At 70.7% G+C, this 22,655-nt stretch carries 19 protein-coding genes; 15 read left to right on the top strand and 4 right to left on the bottom strand.

All coding sequences use genetic code 11. The features are described 5' to 3' along the window. Positions 1-27: 27 nt before the first annotated feature. The 4 genes from ACF062_RS01725 to ACF062_RS01710 all read right to left on the bottom strand — a co-directional run bounded on the left by ACF062_RS01725 (position 28) and on the right by ACF062_RS01710 (position 5,701). Positions 28-2,436: a transglutaminaseTgpA domain-containing protein gene (locus ACF062_RS01725; RefSeq protein WP_392134337.1), complete on the bottom strand. Its 2,409-nt coding sequence runs from the start codon at positions 2,434-2,436 to the stop codon at positions 28-30. A gap of 82 nt (positions 2,437-2,518) precedes the next feature. Then, on the bottom strand, positions 2,519-3,886 hold the full coding sequence (locus tag ACF062_RS01720) for a DUF58 domain-containing protein (protein ID WP_392134334.1): 1,368 nt from the start codon (positions 3,884-3,886) through the stop codon (positions 2,519-2,521). Next, positions 3,886-4,908: a MoxR family ATPase gene (locus ACF062_RS01715; protein WP_223774131.1), complete on the bottom strand. Its 1,023-nt coding sequence runs from the start codon at positions 4,906-4,908 to the stop codon at positions 3,886-3,888. The genes ACF062_RS01720 and ACF062_RS01715 overlap by 1 nt, the downstream gene beginning before the upstream one ends. 235 nt (positions 4,909-5,143) lie before the next feature. Further along, complete coding sequence (locus ACF062_RS01710) at positions 5,144-5,701, bottom strand: carbonic anhydrase (RefSeq protein WP_356579814.1); 558 nt, start codon at positions 5,699-5,701, stop codon at positions 5,144-5,146. A 419-nt stretch (positions 5,702-6,120) separates the two neighbouring features. Here ACF062_RS01710 and rsmH point away from each other — a divergent pair, with 419 nt between their 5' ends. The 15 genes from rsmH (at position 6,121) to ACF062_RS01635 (ending at position 22,636) form a co-directional block, all read left to right on the top strand. Further along, a complete protein-coding gene (gene rsmH / locus ACF062_RS01705; RefSeq protein WP_223774129.1) occupies positions 6,121-7,080 on the top strand; it encodes a 16S rRNA (cytosine(1402)-N(4))-methyltransferase RsmH in 960 nt (319 codons plus the stop codon). Between the two features lie 63 nt (positions 7,081-7,143). Next, positions 7,144-7,713 (top strand): septum formation initiator family protein, encoded by a 570-nt coding sequence (locus ACF062_RS01700; protein WP_392134331.1) that lies wholly within the window; start codon positions 7,144-7,146, stop codon positions 7,711-7,713. Between the two features lie 6 nt (positions 7,714-7,719). Then, complete coding sequence (locus tag ACF062_RS01695) at positions 7,720-9,669, top strand: peptidoglycan D,D-transpeptidase FtsI family protein (RefSeq protein ID WP_392134328.1); 1,950 nt, start codon at positions 7,720-7,722, stop codon at positions 9,667-9,669. Between the two features lie 20 nt (positions 9,670-9,689). Then, positions 9,690-11,342, top strand: coding sequence for a UDP-N-acetylmuramoyl-L-alanyl-D-glutamate--2,6-diaminopimelate ligase (locus ACF062_RS01690; protein ID WP_223774128.1), 1,653 nt, complete (start codon positions 9,690-9,692; stop codon positions 11,340-11,342). Positions 11,343-11,346: 4 nt separating this feature from the next. Next, entirely contained in the window at positions 11,347-12,762 is a 1,416-nt protein-coding gene (murF, locus tag ACF062_RS01685; RefSeq protein ID WP_392134326.1) for a UDP-N-acetylmuramoyl-tripeptide--D-alanyl-D-alanine ligase, read from the top strand. After that, positions 12,759-13,829: a phospho-N-acetylmuramoyl-pentapeptide-transferase gene (gene mraY / locus ACF062_RS01680; RefSeq protein ID WP_030783859.1), complete on the top strand. Its 1,071-nt coding sequence runs from the start codon at positions 12,759-12,761 to the stop codon at positions 13,827-13,829. The genes murF and mraY overlap by 4 nt, the downstream gene beginning before the upstream one ends. Continuing rightward, positions 13,811-15,250, top strand: coding sequence for a UDP-N-acetylmuramoyl-L-alanine--D-glutamate ligase (gene murD, locus ACF062_RS01675; protein ID WP_392134323.1), 1,440 nt, complete (start codon positions 13,811-13,813; stop codon positions 15,248-15,250). The genes mraY and murD overlap by 19 nt, the downstream gene beginning before the upstream one ends. A gap of 9 nt (positions 15,251-15,259) precedes the next feature. After that, the gene (gene ftsW / locus ACF062_RS01670) at positions 15,260-16,609 is read left to right on the top strand and encodes a putative lipid II flippase FtsW (protein WP_392134320.1); all 1,350 of its coding nucleotides are present in this window, start codon (positions 15,260-15,262) and stop codon (positions 16,607-16,609) included. Between the two features lie 6 nt (positions 16,610-16,615). Continuing rightward, on the top strand, positions 16,616-17,710 hold the full coding sequence (gene murG, locus ACF062_RS01665) for an undecaprenyldiphospho-muramoylpentapeptide beta-N-acetylglucosaminyltransferase (protein WP_223774124.1): 1,095 nt from the start codon (positions 16,616-16,618) through the stop codon (positions 17,708-17,710). A gap of 14 nt (positions 17,711-17,724) precedes the next feature. Next, positions 17,725-18,516, top strand: coding sequence for a cell division protein FtsQ/DivIB (locus ACF062_RS01660; protein ID WP_392134317.1), 792 nt, complete (start codon positions 17,725-17,727; stop codon positions 18,514-18,516). Positions 18,517-18,791: 275 nt separating this feature from the next. After that, complete coding sequence (ftsZ, locus tag ACF062_RS01655) at positions 18,792-20,024, top strand: cell division protein FtsZ (protein ID WP_223774122.1); 1,233 nt, start codon at positions 18,792-18,794, stop codon at positions 20,022-20,024. A gap of 16 nt (positions 20,025-20,040) precedes the next feature. Beyond that, on the top strand, positions 20,041-20,772 hold the full coding sequence (pgeF, locus tag ACF062_RS01650) for a peptidoglycan editing factor PgeF (RefSeq protein WP_392134314.1): 732 nt from the start codon (positions 20,041-20,043) through the stop codon (positions 20,770-20,772). Positions 20,773-20,778: 6 nt separating this feature from the next. After that, on the top strand, positions 20,779-21,498 hold the full coding sequence (locus tag ACF062_RS01645; protein WP_392134312.1) for a YggS family pyridoxal phosphate-dependent enzyme: 720 nt from the start codon (positions 20,779-20,781) through the stop codon (positions 21,496-21,498). A gap of 125 nt (positions 21,499-21,623) precedes the next feature. Continuing rightward, positions 21,624-22,268: a cell division protein SepF gene (locus ACF062_RS01640; protein WP_223774119.1), complete on the top strand. Its 645-nt coding sequence runs from the start codon at positions 21,624-21,626 to the stop codon at positions 22,266-22,268. 83 nt (positions 22,269-22,351) lie between these two features. After that, on the top strand, positions 22,352-22,636 hold the full coding sequence (locus ACF062_RS01635) for a YggT family protein (protein WP_055528652.1): 285 nt from the start codon (positions 22,352-22,354) through the stop codon (positions 22,634-22,636). Positions 22,637-22,655 lie beyond the last annotated feature (19 nt).

The raw sequence follows: 22,655 nt of genomic DNA, 5'->3' as shown, positions 1-22,655 counted from the left end.
GCGGTCACCCCTTACTTGTGCGTGCGCTTACGCATGCCTCCGCGTCAGCGCCGCCCACCGCTTGGCGGCCCGCTCGCTCCAGCGGGCGCTCGACGCCGACCAGCGGTCCGAGACCGCCCACACCACCCGTGCGGCCGAACGCGGCGCGAGCGTCGCCCGCAGCCGGGCGGAGCGGGTCGACGTGGCGTGCAGTCCTTCCCGTACGCGCAGCACGTCCTGCGAGAGCCCCGTCACCGGAAGTCGCGGGCTCGGAGCGTAGAGCGCCTGCTCCACGGCGGTCGCCACCCGGTGGACGGCCTCCGCGGGCCCCGACGGCAGCTGCCCGATGCGGACGATCCGCGCGGCGGCGTTGCGCGGGGTCTGTGACTCGTCCGGCTCAATGCCGTGGTCCCAGGCCGTGTCGGTCACTTCGAGCCAGGCGGCCAGGGTCCGCGCGACGGCGTCCCCCGGTGTACGACCGCCGGCGCCGAGACGCGCCGACCGCATCCGGGTCCGCCACAGCATCGGCAGCAAGGGCAGCGTGACGACGAGCAGGACCGCGAGGGCCACCAGGACGATCATCTGGATGGGCGGCCCGTCACCACCCGAACCGGCGGCGACCTGCGGCGCGGCACTCGCGCAGCCGCCCTGCTTACGCACGTCCGGCGGGCAGCTGTCGGACGCCGAGGGCGCCGTGGACGGCTCCGAGGAGCGGGCCGGCTCCGGGGCGTCCGGGTCGCTCGCGTCGCCCGACGGGACATCGGAGCGGGTGTACTCGGGCACCGTGCCCCGGCTCGGCGTCGGCTCGAAACGGGTCCAGCCCACGCCTTCGAAATAGAGCTCGGGCCAGGCGTGCGCGTCCCGCAGCCCGACCGACATCGTGCCGTCGGCCTGCGCGGAACCCGGCGTGAAGCCCACCGCGACCCGGGCCGGAATGCCGAGCGTGCGCGCCATGGAGGCCATCGCGAAGGAGAAGTGGACGCAGAAGCCTTCCTTCTGCCGCAGGAACTTCTCGATCGCGGCGGGTCCGCTGCCCGCCCGCACCTGGGTGTTGTACGTGAACCCGCCGTCCGAGGCGAAGTAGTCCTGGAGCTTGACCGCCTGCTCGTAGGGGTTCGCGGAGCCCTTGGTCACCCGGCGGGCCGTGGCCCCGACCAGCCCCGGCAGCGAGTCAGGGACCTTGGTGAACTCTTTCCGCAGGTCCGCGGGGGGCGACGGAGCGTCCGCCAGCTGCTCGGCGGTGGGCTCCACGAGCAGACTCTTGACCTCGTAACGGGCGCCGCGCGTGGTCTGGCCCCGGTCGCCGACGAGGGCGCGGCCCACCGGCTCGTACCGCCAGCGGCCGCCGATCTTCACGTCGCTGGCCGGGAACGGCATCGGCAGCCAGTTCTGCGCGTAGCCGTCGGCGGCGGAGATGTTCGTCTGGATCTCGCTCCTGCGGACGTCCGGGAGCAGACCCCGTGGCGTCGGCAGGGGAGAGGGCACGTCCTCGATGCTCCGGACGGTGGTCTTCCACGTGGTGCCGTCGAACTGGTCGAGCGAGACGATCCGCAGATACAGGTCGTCGGTCCGCTCGGCGTTCGTGCGGTAGGTGATGACCTCGCGGTCCTCCGGCTGGTTCAGGCTGTCCTGGAGCGCGACCAGGGGATTCACGGCGGAGATCGTCCCGCCGCCGCCCGAGCCGCCCCCGCCGGGGCCACCGGAACCGTCCAGGAGACCGCCGTCCAGGGCCGGCAGGGCGAGCGGCACCACCAGGGCGATGCCGAGGGCGAGGGCGCCGATGCGCCGGCCCGTGCGGACCGGGGCGATCGCCCCGCCGCTGCTCTCCAGGCCTCCGGAGACACGCCCAGGAGCGCGCGCCGCACCGCCGAACACCCGGCCCCACTGGGAGATCCGGTCCCTGCCCTCCGCCAGGAGCAGCAGCAGGTATCCGGCCGAGGCGAGCAGGAACCACAGCCATCCCGCGCCGTCCCCGGAGAGCCCCGCCGCGACCGAGTACAGCGCGAGCAGCGGCAGCCCGGCCGGGGCCGCCGCACGGAACGTCACCGCGAGGGCGTCCACCGCGAGGCCGATCACCAGGACGCCGCCGACCAGCATCAGCCGGATGCCGTCACTGAGCGGCGCCGGAATCGCGTACCGCCCGACGTCCTCGCCGCCCGCCTCAAGGAGCACCGCGAACCGCCGGAACACGTCGGGGCCCGGCAGGATGCCCGCGATGGCCTGCTCGCGGGCGAAGACCAGGGTGAGCAGCAGCAGCGACACCAGCGCCTGCACGGCCACGGTGAGCGTCCTGGCCAGCGGCAGCCGCCGGGCCAGCGCGCCGACCCCGCTCTGCACCACCAGCAGGATGACGGCCTGCACGAACCACGTCGCCGGATCGACGAGCGGCAGTAACGCGCTCGACGCCATCAGTGTCGCCGCGGTGGCACACAGCGCGAGCCGCGCGCGTCCGCTCATGACCGTCCCCCCACTGTCGTACGTCCCTGCCGTGCTACCGGGCCTCCCGCGCGCGGGTGCCCCGGCGATCCGTACCGCGTCCTCATGCCCAGCCCCCGGTCGTGGTGCCCGTCGCGGGTGCCGGGCCCGCGCTCGTGCGCGCGTGGTCGGCCCGGCGCCACAGGTCCGTCAGGCTCGCCCCCGGCGGCACGGTGAGGGCCGTCCAGCCTGCCTCGCGCAGCAACTGCATCCGTACGTCACCGGCGCCGGCCGGCACACCGCCGGAGCCCTGCGCCCACACCGTGCTGTCCAGGACGAAGGCGACCGCGGCGCCGCTGCGCTGGCGCATCTTGGCGACCACCGCCGCCTGTTCCTCGTCGAGGTCGCCGAGGAAGGCGATGAGGAGGCCTTCATTGCCACCGCGCAGCACGTCGTACGCACGGGAGAGCCCGGCGCCGTCCGAGTGGTCGATCACCGCGAGGGTGTCCATCATCAGCCCGGCCGCGTCCGCCGACTCCTGGCTCGCGCCCGCGAAGCCGTCCGAGCCCTCGCCCGGCACGGAGGTGCCGGTGTCGGTCAACAGCCTGACCGAGAAGCCCCGTTCGAGCATGTGCACCAGGGCGGAGGCCGTGCCCGACACCGCCCACTCGAAGGCCGAGTCGGGCCCGGCGCCCCGGAAGCCGGTGCCCCGGGTGTCCAGGAGCACCGTGCAGCGGGCGCGCTGCGGCTGCTCCTCGCGGCGGACCATCAGCTCGCCGTAGCGCGCGGTGGAGCGCCAGTGGACGCGGCGCAGGTCGTCGCCGTGGCGGTACCCGCGCGGGATGACGTCGTCCTCACCGGCGAGCGCCAGCGAGCGGTTGCGCCCGTCGCCGTACCCCTTGGCCTCGCCCGAGAGCCGCACCGGGGGCAGCGCCTCCACGCGCGGGATGACCGTCAGGGTGTCGTACGTCGAGAAGGAGCGGGTCAGCTCGCACATCCCGAACGGGTCCGTCAGGCGCAGCTGCAGCGGCCCCAGCGGATAGCGTCCGCGCAGGTCGGAGCGGACGCGGTAGGACACCTCGCGGCGCCCGCCCGCCTCGACCCGGTCGAGCACGAACCTGGGCCGGGGCCCAAGGACGTACGGCACCCGGTCCTGGAGCATCAGCAGTCCCGTGGGCAGCCGCGAGACGTTGTCCATGCGCAGGTGGACGCGGGCCTCCGAACCGGCCGGCACGCGCGCGGGGGAGAGCCTGCGGCTGCCCGCCACGCGGTACCGGGTGCGGAAGAGGACCACGGCGCAGACCAGTGGCAGTACGGCGAGCAGCAGCCCGACGCGCAGCAGGTCGCTCTGGCCGAGGACGTAGGCGCAGATGGCGGCGGCGATGCCCGCCGCCAGGAAGGAACGCCCGCGTGTGGTCAGGCCCGCGAGAGCCGTGCGCAGCCCGCCCTTGTCGCCCTCGGCGGGGCCCGCAGGACCCGCTGGCGCCGTCATCACAGCCTCCGCGTGCCGGGCGGCTGCGGGGCGAAGAAGGCGCCGTTGCCCGGCTGGGCGGCGGCGGGGACGGGGGTGTGCTGGAGGATCTCCAGGACGACGGATTCGGCCGTGCGGCGGTTCAGCTGGGCCTGCGCGGTGGGCAGCAGGCGGTGCGCGAGGACCGCGACGGCCAGCGCCTGTACGTCGTCCGGCAGGGCGAACTCCCGGCCGCTGAGCGCCGCGGAGGCCTTGGCGGCGCGCACCAGGTGCAGCGTGGCGCGCGGCGAGGCCCCGAGTCTCAGGTCCGGGTGGTTGCGCGTGGCGGAGACCAGGTCCACCGCGTACCGCCGCACGGTGTCGGCCACGTGGACCGTGCGGACCGCGTCGATGAGCTTCACGATGTCATGGGCGTGCGCCACCGGCTGGAGGTCGTCCAGGGGTGAGACGCCGCCGTGCACGTCGAGCATCTGGAGCTCGGCCTCCGGCCCCGGATAGCCGATCGAGACGCGCGCCATGAAGCGGTCGCGCTGCGCCTCGGGCAGGGGGTAGGTCCCCTCCATCTCCACGGGGTTCTGCGTGGCCACGACCATGAAGGGGCTGGGCAGTTCATAGGTCTGCCCGTCGATGGTGACCTGACGCTCCTCCATGGACTCCAGGAGCGCGGACTGCGTCTTCGGAGAGGCGCGGTTGATCTCGTCGCCGATGACGATCTGCGCGAAGATGGCGCCCGGCTTGAACTCGAAGTCCCTGCGCTGCTGGTCGAAGATGGACACACCGGTGATGTCCGATGGCAGCAGGTCCGGCGTGAACTGGATCCGCCGCACCGAGCAGTCGATGGACCGCGCCAGTGCCTTGGCGAGCATGGTCTTGCCCACGCCCGGCACATCCTCGATGAGCAGGTGCCCCTCGGCGAGGAGCACGGTCAGCGAGAGCCGTACGACCTCCGGCTTGCCCTCGATCACACCCTCCACCGACCTGCGGACACGCTCCGCTGTGGTGGTCAGATCTGTGAGGCTCGCTCGATCGTCATACGTCGTCACCCGGCCCTCCTCGGCCCTGCCCCGCGCTCCTGAGGAGCAGGGGGTACCCCATTTCCGGGCTGCCGCTCAAGCGCACGACCCGGTCCACCCCGAATTCACCGGCGCCACGCGTGAATGGTGTGCGTGGTGCCACCCCCGCATTGTTGTTGGGTGTACCGGGTCGTGTCACTCGCCTGTGGATAACTGGCGCCGATTTGTCGGGTCTTACGACCTTTTGTCAGTCACGCAGGGTCGATTACGCGGGGTCGATCTCCCGCAGCAGACCCGTCGTCACGTCGAAGACAAAGCCGCGGATGTCGTCGGTGTGCAGCAGGAACGGCGAGGTCCGTACGCGCTGCATCGACTGGCGTACGTCCTGCTCGACGTCGCGGAAGGACTCCACCGCCCACGTCGGCCGCTGCCCCACCTCGTTCTCCAGGTCCTGGCGGAACTCCTCGGTGAGGGACTCCAGGCCGCAGCCGGTGTGGTGGATGAGGACCACGCTGCGGGTGCCGAGCGCGCGCTGGCTGATGGTCAGGGAGCGGATGACGTCATCGGTGACCACGCCGCCCGCGTTGCGGATGGTGTGGCAGTCGCCCAGCTCGAGGCCGAGCGCGGCATGCAGATCGAGGCGGGCGTCCATGCAGGCGACGACGGCGACACGCAGTACGGGGCGGGCGTCCATGCCCGGATCGGCGAAGCCGGCGGCGTACCGCTTGTTCGCTTCGACCAGGCGGTCGGTGACCGTGCCGACGGCTATGTCGCCGATCGGCTCTGCGGGGCTGTTACCCGAGGGGGATGCGGAAGTCGACATGGATATGACGTTAATGGCCACTGATCAACTCGGCCCGCTGTGAGAAGGGACAAAGAACGCCAATAACTCTTGTTGTGAGCTAACCCACAGGGTGTGGCGGCTACGGCCGAATGGGTGACTTCGGGGGATTCGTGCCCGTGTCCCGGACCGGTCCGCGACGCGCAGGCCGGTTGATTGACCGGAAGACACCGTGGACTAAAGTGACGCGAAGCGGGAGACGTGACCTGCTCCCCGCTGGACCGCACATCCCGGAGATTCTTGAGAATCCCCACGTGCGCGGCGCGTACGTACGGCTCGGCCTCCTCCCGCTCCCGGTCGGCTGACGCCACTTCCCCGGCGCCGGCGGACCATTCCCCTTCACGGAGCGGGCGGGGACCCGGCAGTGCGTACGGACGCCGCGCCGGACCTGAGAGGGCCCCTTGACCGACAACAGCCGACACGTCCCGGTGATGCTCCAGCGGTGCCTGGACATGTTGGCCCCCGCCCTCGCCGAACCGGGCGCGGTCGTCGTCGACTGCACCCTCGGCCTCGGCGGCCACAGCGAGGCCCTCCTGGCCACCTTCCCCGCGGCGCGCCTCGTCGCCCTGGACCGCGACAAGGAAGCACTGCGCCTGTCCGGCGAACGGCTCGCCCCCTACGGCGACCGGGCCACCCTGGTGCACGCCGTCTACGACGAACTCCCCGAGGTGCTCGACCGCCTGGACATCCCGCGCGTACAGGGCGTCCTCTTCGACCTCGGCGTCTCCTCCATGCAACTCGACGAGGCGGACCGAGGGTTCGCGTACGCCCAGGACGCGCCCCTGGACATGCGCATGGACCAGACGACCGGCATCAGCGCCGCCGAGGTCCTCAACACGTACGCGCCCGGCGAACTGGTGCGGATCCTGCGCCAGTACGGCGAGGAGAAGCAGGCCAAGCGCATCGTCAGCGCCGTCGTGCGCGAGCGCGAGAAGGAGCCGTTCAGCAACAGCGCGCGGCTCGTGGAGCTCATCCGCGACTCCCTGCCGCAGGCCGCCAAGCGCACCGGTGGCAACCCCGCCAAGCGCACCTTCCAGGCCCTGCGCATCGAGGTCAACGGCGAACTGAGCGTCCTGGAGCGGGCGATCCCGGCAGCCGTGAAGGCGCTCGCCGTCGGCGGCCGGATCGCCGTCCTGTCGTATCACTCGCTGGAAGACCGCCTGGTCAAGCAGGTGTTCGCGGCCGGTGCCGCGAACACGGCGCCGCCCGGACTGCCCGTGGTCCCCGAGCGCTACCAGCCGCGCCTGAAGCTTCTGACCCGCGGCGCCGAACTGCCCACCGAGGAAGAGGTCGCCGAGAACCGCAGGGCCGCCCCGGCGCGGCTGCGGGGCGCCGAGCGCGTCCGCGAGGACGTGAGCTGAGGTCCGGCCGGCCGAAGGGCACGTGAGCACCGTCCGCTGAGCTGAGTTACGCGAGGAGGCTCCATGAGCAAGAAGCCCGAGCTGCGGGGGAGGGCCGCCCGCCTCGCGAAACTGCTCCCGCAGGGCCAGAACCAGGCCGCGCGCACGCCCTTCGTCCTCCTGGTCGTGCTGCTCCTCGGCGGTGGCCTGATCATGCTGCTCATCCTGAACTCCTCGCTCAACGAAGGCTCGTTCCAGGTGAGTGAGCTCAAGCGGCAGACGAAGGACCTCACCGAGGAGAAGCAGGAGCTCCAGCGCGACGTGGACGGCTATGCCGCGCCCGACGCCCTCCAGCGGCGCGCCGACAAGCTCGGCATGGTCCCCGGCGGCGACCCGGCCTTCCTGAACCCCGACGGCACCGTGCGCGGTGTGCCCGGCGCCGCCGCGGCCCGGCCCTCGGCGCTGCGTCCGCAGGAGATGGCGCCCCCGGCGGCCTCCGTGCCGATCTCCGCCCCGCCCCCGGCTTCGGCCCCGCCCGCCGCCTCCGCCCCGGCACCCGCGGCCGCGCCACCCGCAGCTGGGCCACCCGCGACCGTGCCCCCCACGACCCCCCGGCCCCCGCAGCCCGGCCCCCCGACGACCTCCGGCAGGTGACGTTAAGTGTCCGACAGGGAACCCCCGCGGCGTCGGGTGCCAGGGCCATCGCGGCCCGCACGCCCCGGCGCGCCCCGGCGCCCGGCATCCGCAGGGCGCCCCGCCGCCCGCCGCCCCGGCACCAAGGCCAAGCCCCGCACCATCCGCCTCGGCAGCCCCCGCCCACGCCTGCGCATGGTCAGCCTGGGCCTGACGCTGGTGATGCTGGCCTTCGTCGTGCGGCTCCTCCAGGTGCAGGCCGTCGACGCGAGCGTGTACACGGCCAAGGCGGAGAAAAACCGCTACTTCACGCACACCCTGGCGGCCGAGCGCGGACGCATCACCGACCGCGCCGGCGTCGAACTGGCCGCCAGCGTGGACGCGTACGACATCACGGCGGACCCCACGCTGTTCACGCCGAAGGAGATGAAGACCAAGGACGCGCCCGAGCAGGCGGCGGCGCTCCTGGCCCCCATCCTCGACAAGAGCGTCGCCGAGCTCACCAAGAAGCTCAAGACGCCCGACACCCGCTACGTCCTGCTCGCCCGCCGCCAGACCCCGAAGGTGTGGAAGCAGATCAAGGACCTGCGCGGCGCGCTCGCCGAGAAGGCGGGCACCGACCCGGGCTCCCCGAACGTCCTGGCCGGCGTCCTCGCGGACCCGAGCAGCAAGCGGGTCTACCCCAACCACGATCTGGCCGCCGGGATACTGGGCTGGGTCAGCTCCAACGGCAAGGGCGGCGGCGGCCTGGAGCGGCAGCTCGACAAGCAGCTGGCGGGCGAGGACGGCAAGATCCGCTACGCCCAGTCCGGCGGCAGGCAGGTGCCGACCGCGGGCTCCACGGAGACGCCCGCCGTGCCCGGCTCCGACATCGAGCTCACCATCGACCGCGACATCCAGTGGGCCGCGCAGAACGCCATCACGGAGCAGGTCAGGAAGTCCAAGGCCGACCGCGGCTACGTGATAGTGCAGGACACGCGGACCGGCGAGGTCCTCGCGATGGCCAACGCCCCCGGCTTTGACCCGAACGACCTCACGCAGGCCAACGGCGCGGCGCTCGGCAACGCCGCGCTCCAGGACGCCTTCGAGCCCGGCTCCACCGCCAAGGTCATGTCCATGGCGGCGGTCCTGGAGGAGAACGTCGCCACGCCCGGCACCCGGGTGACGGTGCCCAACCGGCTGCACCGCGGCGACCGCCTCTTCCAGGACGACATCGACCACCCGACCTGGCACCTGACGCTCAACGGAGTGCTCGCCAAGTCCTCCAACATCGGCACCATCCTCGCCACCGGCCAGCTGGGCAAGACGCAGGAGCAGGCCAACGAGGTCCTCTACTCCTACCTGCGCAAGTTCGGCCTCGGCAAGGAGAGCGGCCTGGGCTTCCCCGGCGAGACCTCCGGCATCCTCGCGCCCCCCGCCAAGTGGTCGACCTCGCAGCAGTTCACGATCCCGTTCGGCCAGGGCGTCTCCATCAACGCGATGCAGGCGGCCTCGGTCTACTCGACGATCGCCAACGGCGGCGTACGCGTCGAGCCCACGCTCGTGCGCGGTACGAAGGGGCCCGACGGCCGCTTCACGCCCGCGCCGAAGCCGAAGAAGACGCGGGTGGTGAGCGACAGGACCGCCAAGACGGTGTCGCAGATGCTGGAGTCCGTCGTCGACGACGAAGAGGGCACCGGCACCAAGGCCCGCATCCCCGGCTACCGCGTCGCGGGCAAGACCGGTACGGCCAACCGGGTCGACCCCGCGACCGGCCGCTACAAGGGCTACACCTCGTCCTTCGCGGGCTTCGCGCCGGCCGACAAGCCGCGCGTCACGGTCTACTGCGCGATCCAGAACGCCACCAAGGGCAGCTACTTCGGCGGCCAGATCTGCGGGCCCATCTACAAGGAAGTCATGGAGTTCGCCCTCAAGACGCTCCAAGTCCCGCCCACGGGGAGCGGTCCGGCCCGCCTTCCCGTCACCTTCGAGCCCTAGGACCCGACCAGGAACCGCCCGTGACAACGATCACTCCCGACCCCGGGAACCACCCCCCGCCACGCCCCTCACTTCGCCCCGAGTGGGGTGCGCCCGGTACGCTCACCGCCGTGCCACACGCTGATCAGTCCCAAACCACCCAGAAGGGCGCTCCCGTGACCTACCCGGGACCGCCGCGGCCGGACCAGGTCTCCGCGACCTCCTTGACGGACCTGGCGGGCCAGCTGGGCGTCGCCGTCGAGGGCGCCGCGCAGATCACGGGCATCACGCACGACTCCCGCGCGGTCCGCCCCGGTGACATCTACGCCGCGCTGCCCGGCGCCCGTATGCACGGCGCCGACTTCGTGGCGCAGGCCGCCGACCTCGGCGCCGCGGCGATCCTCACGGACCCGACCGGCGCCGAACGCGCGGCCGCGACCGGCCTGCCGGTCCTGGTCGTCGACAGCCCGCGCGGCCGGATGGGCGAACTCGCGGCGACGGTCTACGGCCACCCCGGCCGCGACCTCCTCCAGATCGGCATCACCGGCACCTCCGGCAAGACGACGACCGCGTACCTCGTCGAGGGCGGCCTCAAGGGCCTGCGCGCGACCGGGCTCATCGGCACCGTCGAGATGCGCATCGGCGAGACGCGCATCAAGTCGGAGCGTACGACCCCCGAAGCCACCGACCTCCAGGCGCTGTTCGCGGTGATGCGCGAGCGCGGCGTCGAGGCGGTCGCCATGGAGGTCTCCAGCCACGCCCTGGTGCTCGGGCGCGTGGACGGCTGCGTCTTCGACGTCGCCGTCTTCAACAACCTGAGCCCGGAGCACATGGAGTTCCACTCCGACATGGAGGACTACTTCCAGGCCAAGGCGCAGCTGTTCACCAAGCGGCGCTCGCGGCTCGGCGTGGTCAACTTCGACGACGAGTACGGGCGTCGGCTCGTCACCGAGTCCGAGGTGCCCGTCACCACGTTCTCCGCCGAGGGACACCCCGACGCCGACTGGCGCGCCGAGGACGTCGTGGTCGGTCCGCTGGACTCGACGTTCGTCGTGGTCGGCCCCAAGGGCGAGCGCATCACGGCGAAGTCGCCGCTGGCCGGTCCCTTCAACGTCGCCAACACCCTCGCCGCGATCGTCTCGCTGGCCGTCGCGGGCATCGACCCGCAGCAGGCCGCCGACGGTGTCGCCGCGGTGCCCGGCGTGCCCGGCCGCCTGGAGCGCGTCGACGCGGGCCAGCCCTACCTCGCGGTCGTCGACTACGCCCACAAGACGGACGCCGTCGAATCGGTCCTGCGCGCCCTGCGCAAGGTCACCGAGGGCAAGCTGCACATCGTGCTCGGCTGCGGCGGCGACCGCGACAGGACCAAGCGGATGCCGATGGGCGCGGCCGCGGCCCGCCTCGCCGACACCGCCGTACTGACCTCCGACAACCCCCGTGGCGAGGACCCCCTCGCGATCCTCGCCACGATGCTCGCCGGCGCCGCCGAGGTGCCGATCCACGAGCGCGGCGACGTCGCCGTGTTCGAGGACCGCGCCGCCGCCATCCGCGCGGCCGTCGTCCGCGCGCGACCGGGCGACACCGTCCTGGTCGCGGGCAAGGGCCACGAGCAGGGGCAGGACATCGCCGGGGTGGTGCGTCCCTTCGACGACCGCCAGGTGCTTCGCGAAGCTATCCAGCAAACCCAGGGATGAAGTTGTGATCGCCCTCTCCCTCGCCGAGATCGCCAGCGTCGTCGGCGGGCAGACGTACGACATACCGGATCCGGCCGTCCAGGTCACCGGACCCGTCGTCCGGGACTCCCGTGAGGTGGAGCCCGGCAGCCTCTTCGTCGCCTTCGTCGGCGAGCGCGCCGACGGCCACGACTACGCGGCGGACGTCGTCGCGGCAGGCGCCGCGGCCGTCCTCGCCTCGCGGCCGGTCGGCGTGCCCGCCATCGTCGTCGACGACGTACAGGCGGCGCTCGGCGCCCTCGCCCGCCACGTCGTGGAGCGGCTCGGCGCGACCCTGGTCGCCCTGACCGGCTCGGTCGGCAAGACCAGCTCCAAGGACCTGCTCGCGCAGGTGCTGCGGCGCCACGCGCCCACGGTCTTCACGCCGGGCTCCCTCAACAACGAGATCGGCCTGCCGCTGACCGCGCTCAGCGCCACGGACGAGACGCGCTTCCTCGTCCTGGAGATGGGAGCGCGCGGAATCGGCCATATTCGCTACCTCACCGGACTCACGCCGCCGAAGATCGGCCTCGTCCTGAACGTCGGCACCGCCCACATCGGCGAGTTCGGCGGGCGCGAGCAGATCGCACAAGCGAAGGGTGAGCTGGTCGAGGCGCTGCCTGCGGACGGCGCTGCCGTCCTCAACGCCGACGACCCCCTCGTCCGCGCCATGGCGTCGCGCACCAAGGCGCGCGTGATCCTCTTCGGAGAGGCCGAGGACGCCGACGTACGCGCCGAGAATGTCCGACTCACGGAGAACGGACAGCCTGCTTTTACGCTGCACACACCCTCCGGGTGCAGCGACGTGACCTTGCGGCTGTACGGTGAGCACCACGTGTCGAACGCGCTTGCCGCGGCCGCCGTCGCCCATGAGCTGGGCATGTCCGTCGACGAGATCGCCCTCGCGCTCTCCGAGGCGGGCACGCTGTCCCGCTGGCGTATGGAGGTCACCGAGCGCCCGGACGGTGTGACGGTCGTCAACGACGCCTACAACGCGAACCCCGAGTCCATGCGAGCCGCTCTGCGCGCGCTCGTGGCCATGGGCAAGGGGCGTCGTACGTGGGCGGTGCTCGGTCAGATGGCCGAGCTGGGGGACGACAGTCTCACCGAGCACGACGCGGTCGGACGCCTTGCCGTCCGGCTCAACGTGAGCAAGCTCGTGGCAGTCGGGGGCAGGGAAGCGTCCTGGCTCCAACTGGGCGCATACAACGAGGGTTCGTGGGGTGAGGAGTCGGTGCACGTGTCCGACGCACAGGCGGCGATCGACCTGCTGCGCAGCGAGCTGCGCCCGGGAGACGTCGTGCTGGTGAAGGCGTCCAGGTCGGTCGGTCTCGAGCGGGTCGCCACGGCGCTGCTCGACGACGCCGCGGTGTCTTCTGAGGGGCAGGTCTCCGGCCGATGAGGCAGATCCTCTTCGCGGGCGTGATCGGGCTCTTCCTGACCCTGGTCGGCACCCCGCTGCTGATCAAGCTCCTGGCCCGCAAGGGCTATGGCCAGTTCATCCGGGACGACGGCCCGCGCGAGCACCACAGCAAGCGCGGTACGCCGACCATGGGTGGTATCGCCTTCATCCTGGCCACGCTCATCGCGTACTTCCTCACGAAGATCATCACGGGTACGGAGACCACGCTCTCCGGCCTGCTGGTGCTCTTCCTGATGGCGGGCATGGGCCTCGTCGGCTTCCTCGACGACTACATCAAGATCGTCAAGCAGCGGTCGCTCGGTCTGCGCGCCAAGGCGAAGATGGCCGGCCAGCTGATCGTCGGCATCGGCTTCGCCGTGCTCGCGCTGAACTGGCCGGACAACCGCAACCAGACCCCGGCCTCCACCAAGCTGTCGTTCGTCACGGACTTCGGCTGGTCGATCGGCCCGGTCCTGTTCGTGGTCTGGGCGCTGTTCATGATCCTCGCCATGTCGAACGGCGTGAACCTCACCGACGGTCTGGACGGCCTCGCCACCGGCGCCTCCGTGATGGTCTTCGGTGCCTACACCTTCATCGGCGTCTGGCAGTACCAGGAGTCCTGCGCCAACGCGACGACGCTGACCAACCCCCAGGCGTGCTTCGAGGTCAGGGACCCGCTCGACCTCGCCGTCGTGGCCTCCGCGCTGATGGGCGCCTGCTTCGGCTTCCTGTGGTGGAACACCTCGCCCGCCAAGATCTTCATGGGTGACACCGGCTCGCTCGCCCTCGGTGGCGCGCTCGCGGGCCTCGCGATCTGTTCCCGCACGGAGCTGCTCCTCGCGCTGCTCGGCGGCCTCTTCGTGATGATCACCATGTCGGTCGTCATCCAGGTCGGCTCGTTCAAGCTGACCGGCAAGCGCGTCTTCCGGATGGCGCCACTCCAGCACCACTTCGAACTCAAGGGGTGGTCCGAGGTCCTTGTGGTGGTCCGCTTCTGGATCATCCAGGGCATGTGCGTGATCGTCGGCCTCGGTCTCTTCTACGCGGGATGGGCAGCCGAAAAGTGACCTTCGCCTCCGACTGGCAGGGCAGGAACATCACCGTCGCCGGTCTCGGCGTGAGCGGCATCAGCGCCGCCCGCGCCCTGGCCGGCCTCGGCGCGTCGGTGACCGTCGTGGACGGCGGCTCGGGCTCGGCGCACGAGGAGCGTGCCGCCCCGCTCCGGGGCGAGGGCATCTCCGTACGCCTGGGCGACGCCGAGACGCTGCCCGAGGGCACCGACCTGGTGGTCACCTCGCCGGGCTGGAAGCCGTCGTCACCGCTGTTCGCCGCGGCCGCCGAGGCGGGCGTGGACGTCATCGGGGACGTCGAGGTCGCCTGGCGGCTGCGCGGCCCGGACGCGGCGCCCTGGCTCGCCATCACGGGCACCAACGGCAAGACGACGACCACGCAGATGCTCGCCTCGATCCTCGAAGCCGCGGGCCTGCGCACGGCCGCCGTCGGCAACATCGGCACCCCGATCGTGGACGTCGTCCTCGAAGGCGACGACGCGTACGACGTGCTCGCCGTCGAGCTGTCCTCGTACCAGCTGCACTGGGCGCCCTCGCTGCGCGCCCACTCCGCGGCCGTCCTCAACCTCGCGCCCGACCACCTCGACTGGCACGGCTCCATGGAGGCGTACGCCGCCGACAAGGGGCGTATCTACGAGGGCAATCTCATCGCCTGCGTCTACAACGTCGCGGACAAGGCGACCGAGGACCTGGTCCGCGAGGCCGACGTCGAAGAGGGCTGCCGGGCCATCGGCTTCACGTTGAACGCGCCCGCACCCTCGCAACTGGGCGTGGTGGACGGCATCCTGGTCGACCGTGCCTTCGTGCCGGACCGCCAGAAGCAGGCCCAGGAGCTCGCCGAGATCTCCGACGTCCGCCCGCCCGCGCCGCACAACATCGCCAACGCGCTGGCCGCCGCGGCCCTCGCCCGCGCCTTCGGCGTCCAGGCGACGGCCGTACGCGACGGCCTGCGCGCCTTCCGTCCGGACGCCCACCGCATCGAACACGTCGCCGATGTCGCGCAGGTCGCCTACGTCGACGACTCCAAGGCCACCAACACCCACGCCGCACAGGCGTCGTTGGCGGCGTACGAGTCGATCGTGTGGATCGCGGGCGGCCTCGCCAAGGGCGCCACCTTCGACGAACTCGTCACGGGCGCGGCGAAGCGGCTGCGCGGTGTCGTCCTGATCGGCGCCGACCGCGCCCTGATCCGCGAAGCCCTGGCGCGACACGCCCCCGAGGTCCCGGTCGTCGACCTCGACCGGACCGACACTGGGGCGATGTCCGAGGCGGTACGGCGGGCGGCGGAGCTGGCTCAGCCGGGGGACACCGTGCTGATGGCTCCGGCCTGTGCGTCGATGGACATGTTCACCAACTACAACAAGCGTGGTGAAGCGTTCGCGGACGCCGTCCGCGAACTCGGCTCCGCGCGCGCCTGACCGGGTCTCATGCCCGGTCGGCGCCGGGCACACCCTTGGGAGGGGAATGTGGCCAGGTCATCCGTGCGGGTCGCCAGACGTCCGGCTCCGGTACGCGCCAGAGGTGCCTCCCACCCTCCGGGCGAGAGCGGGCCCCGGCGGCTCGTCAACAGGGTCCGCCGGGCCTGGGACCGCCCGCTGACCGCCTATTACCTGATCTTCGGCAGCAGCCTGCTGATCACCGTGCTCGGCCTGGTGATGGTCTACTCCGCGTCGATGATCCAGGCGCTCCAGCTGGACCTGCCCGCCTCGTACTTCTTCCGCAAGCAGTTCGTCGCCGCCGTGCTCGGTACGATCCTGCTGCTGCTCGCCATGCGGATGCCCATCAAGCTCCACCGGGCGCTGGCGTATCCGATGCTCGCGGTGACCGTCTTCCTGATGGTCCTCGTACAGATCCCGGGGATAGGGCGCAGCGTCAACGGCAACCAGAACTGGATCTATCTGGGCGGCCCGTTCCAGCTCCAGCCCAGTGAGTTCGGCAAGCTCGCCCTCGTGCTGTGGGGTGCCGACCTGCTCGCGCGCAAGCACGACAAGCGGCTGCTGACCCAGTGGAAGCACATGCTGGTGCCGCTCGTCCCGGTCGCCTTCATGCTGCTCGGGCTCATCATGCTCGGCGGCGACATGGGCACCGCGATCATTCTCACCGCGATTCTTTTCGGCCTGTTGTGGCTCGCGGGCGCACCGACCCGGCTGTTCGCGGGGGTGCTCGGCGTCGCGGCGCTGATCGGTGTGATTCTCATCAAGACGAGCCCCAACCGGATGGCCAGGCTCGCCTGCATCGGCGCCACCGATCCCGGGCCCGGCGACCAGTGCTGGCAGGCGGTACATGGCATTTATGCCCTTGCCTCCGGCGGATTCTTCGGTTCCGGCCTGGGCGCGAGTGTGGAAAAATGGGGTCAACTGCCCGAACCACACACCGACTTCATCTTCGCCATCACCGGGGAGGAACTCGGTCTGGCGGGGACACTGTCGGTGCTCGCCCTGTTCGCGGCTCTAGGCTATGCGGGTATCCGCGTGGCCGGACGCACGGAGGACCCCTTCGTGAGGTATGCCGCGGGAGGCGTGACCACCTGGATCACGGCCCAGGCCGTGATCAACGTCGGTGCGGTGCTCGGTCTGCTGCCGATCGCCGGTGTCCCGCTCCCGCTGTTCTCCTACGGGGGTTCGGCGCTGTTGCCGACCATGTTCGCCATCGGGCTCCTCATCGCCTTCGCGCGATCGGACCCCGCTGCGAAGGCGGCCCTGGCCATGCGGCAACCTCGGGTGAGATGGAACACGATGCGACGGCGCGCCAAGGCGCGTCCGTCCGGAGAGCGGTGAATTTCGGTGCATGTCGTACTCGCCGGTGGGGGGACCGCCGGCCACATCGAGCCCGCGCTCGCCCTCGCGGACGCCCTGCGGAGGCAGGACCCGACCGTGGGCATCACGGCCCTGGGCACGGAGCGTGGACTCGAGACCCGACTCGTACCCGAGCGGGGCTACGAACTCGCGCTGATCCCGGCCGTCCCGCTGCCGCGCAAGCCCACCCCTGAACTGATCACCGTCCCAGGAAGGCTGCGGGGCACCATCAAGGCGGCCGAGCAGATCCTGGAGCGGACGAAGGCGGACTGCGTCGTCGGCTTCGGCGGCTATGTCGCCCTGCCCGGCTACCTCGCGGCCAAGCGGACCGGGACGCCGATCGTCGTGCACGAGGCCAACGCGCGGCCCGGGCTCGCCAACAAGATCGGTTCGCGGTACGCCCACGGGGTGGCTGTCGCCACCCCCGACAGCAAGCTGCGCAACTCCCGCTACATCGGCATCCCGCTGCGCCACACGATCGCCACGCTCGACCGGGCCCGGGTCCGCCCGGAGGCGCGCGCCGCCTTCGGCCTCGACCCCAACCTGCCGACCCTGCTGGTCTCCGGTGGCTCACAGGGCGCCCGGCGGCTCAACGAGGTCGTCCAGCAGGTCGCGCCGGTGCTCCAGCGCGCGGGCATCCAGATCCTGCACGCGGTGGGCCCGAAGAACGAATTGCCGCATGTGCAGCAGATGCCGGGGATGCCCCCATACATCCCGGTACCGTACGTGGACCGGATGGACCTCGCGTACGCCGCGGCCGACATGATGCTCTGCCGCGCGGGCGCGATGACCGTCGCCGAACTCTCCGCCGTCGGGCTCCCCGCCGCGTACGTACCGCTGCCGATCGGCAACGGCGAACAGCGGCTCAACGCCCAGCCGGTGGTCAAGGCCGGCGGTGGACTGCTGGTCGACGACGCGGAGCTGACGCCCGAGTGGGTCCAGGGCAATGTCCTGCCCGTGCTGGCCGATCCGCACCGGCTGTACGAGATGTCCCGCGCCGCCTCGGAGTTCGGCCGGCGGGACGCCGACGAGCTTCTGGTCGGCATGGTGTACGAGGCGATTGCGGCACGCCGTAACGCGTGAGAAGGCAGGGGACCGTGGCCGGACCGACCACCGCCGAACGGCAGCAGCAGAAGTCCGGCCCGCCCCGCCCGCAGCGCGCCCGCCGGTTCCGTCCGGCCCGTCCCCGCACCCTGGTCCTGGCCCTGGCCCTCGCCGTGCTCCTGGCGGCCGGGGGCATCTGGGCCCTCTACGGCTCGCAGTGGGCGCGCCTGGAGCAGGTGAAGGCGTCGGGTACCCGCGTGCTGACGCCCCGAGAGGTGATCGGCGCGGCGGACGCCCCCGTCGGGGAACCACTGGTTTCGGTCGATACGGACGCCCTTGAGGAGCGTCTCCGCTCGAAATTGCCCCGAATTGACTCGGTTGAGGTCGTACGGTCCTGGCCGCACGAAATCGCACTCGAAGTGACGGAACGCAAGCCGGTTCTCGTCCTCGAAAAGGGCGGAAAGTTCATCGAAGTGGACGCCGAGGGAGTGCGATTCGCCACGGTCGAGCACGCGCCCACGGCCGTGCCACGGCTCGAATTGACGCCGGATCACAAGAACGACGCCGCGAGCCTGCGCCGGTTCGGCACCGACCGGCTGCTGCGCGAAGCGGTGCGGGTCGTCGGTGACCTGCCCGGAGCCGTCGCCCGCGATACCCGGAAGGTCAAGGTCCGTTCGTACGACTCCATCTCGCTGGAGTTGAGCGGCGGCCGTGCGGTCGTCTGGGGCAGTGGCGAGAAGGGGCGTACGAAAGCCACTACCCTCACCGCGCTGATGAAAGCGACCCCCAAGGCGCGGCACTTCGATGTGAGCGCCCCCACCGCCCCTGCGTCATCAGGGAGTTGACGCGTATCGCCGCAGGCCAGCACCCTGGTTCGGCATCGCTACGGCTGATCACATAGGGTGAAAAGAAAAACGGGAGGTTCGGCGTGTTCGTTGAACGTGCGCCACTTGTCGACTTAGTGTCCTGTTCGGAAGAGTCCAGGGAACAGACACACTGGTAACCCTAAACTTCAGCGTTAGGGTTCGGGTCGGCGTTCGGACCGTCCCATTCGGCATCAGTCGCCGCATCGCATCGATGCGAAACGGCGACACGTAACTCGAGGCGAGAGGCCTTCGACGTGGCAGCACCGCAGAACTACCTCGCAGTCATCAAAGTCATCGGTGTCGGCGGCGGTGGTGTCAATGCCATCAACCGGATGATCGAGGTCGGTCTCAAGGGCGTCGAGTTCATCGCCATCAACACCGACGCGCAAGCCCTGTTGATGAGCGACGCCGACGTCAAGCTCGACGTCGGCCGGGAACTGACCCGCGGCCTCGGCGCCGGCGCCAACCCGGCCGTCGGCCGCAAGGCCGCAGAGGACCACCGCGAGGAGATCGAGGAGGTCCTCAAGGGGGCCGACATGGTCTTCGTCACCGCCGGCGAAGGCGGTGGCACCGGCACCGGCGGCGCACCCGTCGTCGCCAACATCGCGCGCTCGCTCGGCGCCCTCACCATCGGCGTGGTCACCCGGCCGTTCACCTTCGAGGGCCGCCGCCGCGCCAACCAGGCCGAGGACGGCATCGCGGAGCTGCGCGAAGAGGTCGACACCCTCATCGTCATCCCCAACGACCGACTGCTGTCCATCTCGGACCGCCAGGTCTCGGTCCTCGACGCCTTCAAGTCGGCGGACCAGGTCCTGCTCTCCGGTGTCCAGGGCATCACCGACCTCATCACCACGCCCGGCCTGATCAACCTCGACTTCGCCGACGTCAAGTCGGTCATGTCCGAGGCCGGTTCGGCACTCATGGGCATCGGCTCGGCCCGCGGCGACGACCGCGCGGTGGCCGCCGCCGAGATGGCGATCTCCTCGCCGCTCCTGGAGGCGTCCATCGACGGCGCCCGCGGGGTGCTGCTCTCCATCTCCGGTGGCTCGGACCTCGGCCTCTTCGAGATCAACGAAGCGGCCCAACTGGTCAGCGAGGCCGCACACCCCGAGGCCAACATCATCTTCGGCGCGGTCATCGACGACGCGCTCGGCGACGAGGTCAGGGTCACCGTCATCGCGGCGGGCTTCGACGGCGGTCAGCCACCGTCCAAGCGGGACAACGTCCTTGGCTCGGCCTCCACGACCGCCAAGCGCGAGGAGCCGGCGCCGTCCGCGGCCCCGCGTCCCGCGGAATCGTCCCGCCCGGCCTTCGGCGGACTCGGGAGCGTCACCCCGCGCGAGGAGCCCCCGGCCCCGGAGCCCGCGGAAGCGGCCCCGGCGAGCGAGGCCCCGGCCACGCCGGTGACCCCGCCGCAGGTCCCGCCGGCCCGTCCGTACCAGGACAGCCAGGCCGAAGAGCTGGACGTGCCGGACTTCCTGAAGTGATATCGGACTTCTCGAAGTGATAAGCAAGCACAGCACCGCGAGCGGCGCGCACTTCGCCTTCACCGACAGGTGGGGCGGGGTGAGCGCCGTTCCGTACGAAGAGCTCAATCTCGGCGGCGCGGTCGGCGACGAGGCCGAGGCGGTGCGGGAGAACCGGACGCTGGCCGCCAAGTCCCTCGGCGTCGACCCGGGCCGGGTCGTCTGGATGAACCAGGTGCACGGCCGCGATGTCGCCGTGGTCGACGGGCCCTGGGGATCCGAGGCCGAGATCCCGGCCGTCGACGCGGTGGTGACCGCCCGCAGGGGCCTCGCCCTCGCGGTTCTGACCGCCGACTGCACGCCGGTCCTGCTCGCCGATCCGGTCGCCAAGGTCGCGGCCGCGGCGCACGCCGGGCGCCCGGGCATGGTGGCGGGCGTCGTGCCGGCCGCCGTCGAAGCCATGGTGGAACTCGGCGCCGACCCCGGGCGCATCGTCGCCCGCACCGGGCCCGCCGTCTGCGGGCGTTGTTACGAAGTACCCGAGGCGATGCGCGCCGATGTCGCCGCCGTCGAGCCCACGGCGTACGCCGAGACGAGCTGGGGTACGCCGGCGGTCGATGTGACCGCCGGGGTGCACGCCCAGCTGGAGCGGCTCGGGGTGCACGACCGGGAGCACTCGCCGGTGTGCACGCTGGAATCCGGTGACCACTTCTCGTACCGCCGCGACCGCACGACCGGTCGTCTCGCGGGCTATGTCTGGCTGGACTGATAAGGCATGACGGACCGTAGGACTCAACTCGCAGCAAATCTCGCGCAGGTCGAGGAGCGCATCGCCGCGGCGTGCGCGGCGGCCGGGCGCAAGCGGGAAGAGGTGACCCTGATCGTGGTCACCAAGACCTATCCGGCGAGCGATGTGCGAATCCTGTCGGAACTCGGAGTGCGTCACGTCGCGGAGAACCGCGACCAGGACGCGGCACCGAAGGCCGCGCAGTGCACGGATCTCCCCCTTACCTGGCACTTTGTCGGTCAGTTGCAGACCAATAAGGTGCGTTCCGTGGTCGGTTATGCCGATCTGGTGCAGTCTGTGGACCGGCCCAAGCTCGTCACGGCCCTTTCGGCGGCCGCCGTTCGCGCGGAGCGTGAACTCGGCTGCCTGATCCAGGTCGCGCTCGACGCCGAGGAGAACGGGCGGGGGGAGCGCGGGGGTGTCGGCCCCGGCGGAATCGAAGAGTTGGCCGACCTCGTGGCCGGGGCGCCGGGACTGCGTCTCGACGGTCTGATGACCGTCGCGCCGCTCACCGGTCCGTACGCGGGACGGCAACAGGCGGCGTTCGAGCGGCTGATGGAATTCGCAACCCTCATGCGCGCGGCTCATCCGGCTGCGAACATGGTGTCAGCAGGGATGAGTGCGGACCTCGAACAGGCCGTGGCGGCCGGGGCGACACATGTGCGCGTCGGTACGGCGGTACTCGGAGTCCGACCCGGGCTCGGGTAACGTCGCCAAGAAGTCGGACCACAGCAGAAAATATGGTCATTCTCGCTGTTGAGGCGGGGATACCACGTGGATCGCGGGCAGTTGGTGACGACAGCCGATCCACCACAGAGCGGAGGACTCAGAGCATGGCCGGCGCGATGCGCAAGATGGCGGTCTACCTCGGCCTCGTGGAGGACGATGGGTACGACGGAGCGGGGTTCGACCCCGATGACGAGTTCGAACCCGAGCCGGAGCCCGAGCGCGACCGCAGGCGGCATGAACCGCCACACCAGTCGCACCAGTCACACCAATCCCATCAGTCCCAAAGGGACGAATCGGTACGAGTGGTGCAGCCCCCCGCCCCCCGTGAGCCGGTGGCCCATTCCGCTTCGCTAGCCGCGGAATCCGGACGTCCGGCACGAATCGCCCCCGTGGCATCCATCACACCTGAACGCCAGAGCCTGGAGAAGAACGCACCGGTGATCATGCCCAAGGTCGTGTCCGAGCGGGAGCCCTACCGCATCACCACATTGCACCCCCGGACCTACAACGAGGCCCGTACCATCGGGGAACACTTCCGCGAGGGCACTCCGGTGATCATGAATCTGACCGAGATGGACGACACCGACGCGAAGCGACTTGTCGACTTTGCCGCCGGTCTGGTCTTCGGTCTCCATGGCAGCATTGAGCGCGTGACGCAGAAGGTGTTCCTGTTGTCGCCTGCTAACGTCGATGTAACGGCGGAGGACAAGGCTCGCATCGCAGAGGGCGGGTTCTTCAACCAGAGCTGAGACGCAAGTGACGCAGTAGTCGCAAGCAAGACGCAGTACCGGAACGACGAAGCACGAGTAACAGGGGAGAGGGAACCGCGAACATGAGCGTGGTCTTGCAGGTGCTTTACATCGCGCTGATGTGCTTCCTCATCGTGCTTATCTTCCGACTGGTCATGGACTACGTCTTCCAGTTCGCCCGCTCATGGCAACCCGGCAAGGCGATGGTGGTCGTTCTGGAGGCCACCTACACTGTCACTGATCCACCGCTCAAGCTTCTGCGGCGGTTCATTCCGCCGCTGCGTCTCGGGGGCGTGGCGCTCGACCTGTCCTTCTTCGTACTGATGATCATCGTCTACATCCTGATCTCCGTCGTGAGCCGGCTGTGAGCTCGATGTCAGCTACGTT

The sequence above is a fragment of the Streptomyces sp. NPDC015345 genome (assembly GCF_043078805.1).
GTDB lineage: Bacteria > Actinomycetota > Actinomycetes > Streptomycetales > Streptomycetaceae > Streptomyces.
The sequence above is the reverse complement of the archived record's forward strand: the minus strand, read 5'-3'. Positions and strand labels throughout refer to the sequence as shown.

Bases quoted from the DNA above. Each gene is read 5' to 3' on its own strand.
- ACF062_RS01725 (WP_392134337.1), bottom strand. From the start codon at position 2,436: ATGAGCGGACGCGCGCGGCTCGCGCTGTGTGCCACCGCGGCGACACTG.
- ACF062_RS01720 (WP_392134334.1), bottom strand. From the start codon at position 3,886: ATGACGGCGCCAGCGGGTCCTGCGGGCCCCGCCGAGGGCGACAAGGGC.
- ACF062_RS01710 (WP_356579814.1), bottom strand. From the start codon at position 5,701: ATGTCGACTTCCGCATCCCCCTCGGGTAACAGCCCCGCAGAGCCGATC.
- ACF062_RS01700 (WP_392134331.1), top strand. From the start codon at position 7,144: ATGAGCAAGAAGCCCGAGCTGCGGGGGAGGGCCGCCCGCCTCGCGAAA.
- mraY (WP_030783859.1), top strand. From the start codon at position 12,759: ATGAGGCAGATCCTCTTCGCGGGCGTGATCGGGCTCTTCCTGACCCTG.
- murD (WP_392134323.1), top strand. From the start codon at position 13,811: ATGGGCAGCCGAAAAGTGACCTTCGCCTCCGACTGGCAGGGCAGGAAC.
- ftsW (WP_392134320.1), top strand. From the start codon at position 15,260: ATGCCCGGTCGGCGCCGGGCACACCCTTGGGAGGGGAATGTGGCCAGG.
- ACF062_RS01645 (WP_392134312.1), top strand. From the start codon at position 20,779: ATGACGGACCGTAGGACTCAACTCGCAGCAAATCTCGCGCAGGTCGAG.
- ACF062_RS01640 (WP_223774119.1), top strand. From the start codon at position 21,624: ATGGCCGGCGCGATGCGCAAGATGGCGGTCTACCTCGGCCTCGTGGAG.
- ACF062_RS01635 (WP_055528652.1), top strand. From the start codon at position 22,352: ATGAGCGTGGTCTTGCAGGTGCTTTACATCGCGCTGATGTGCTTCCTC.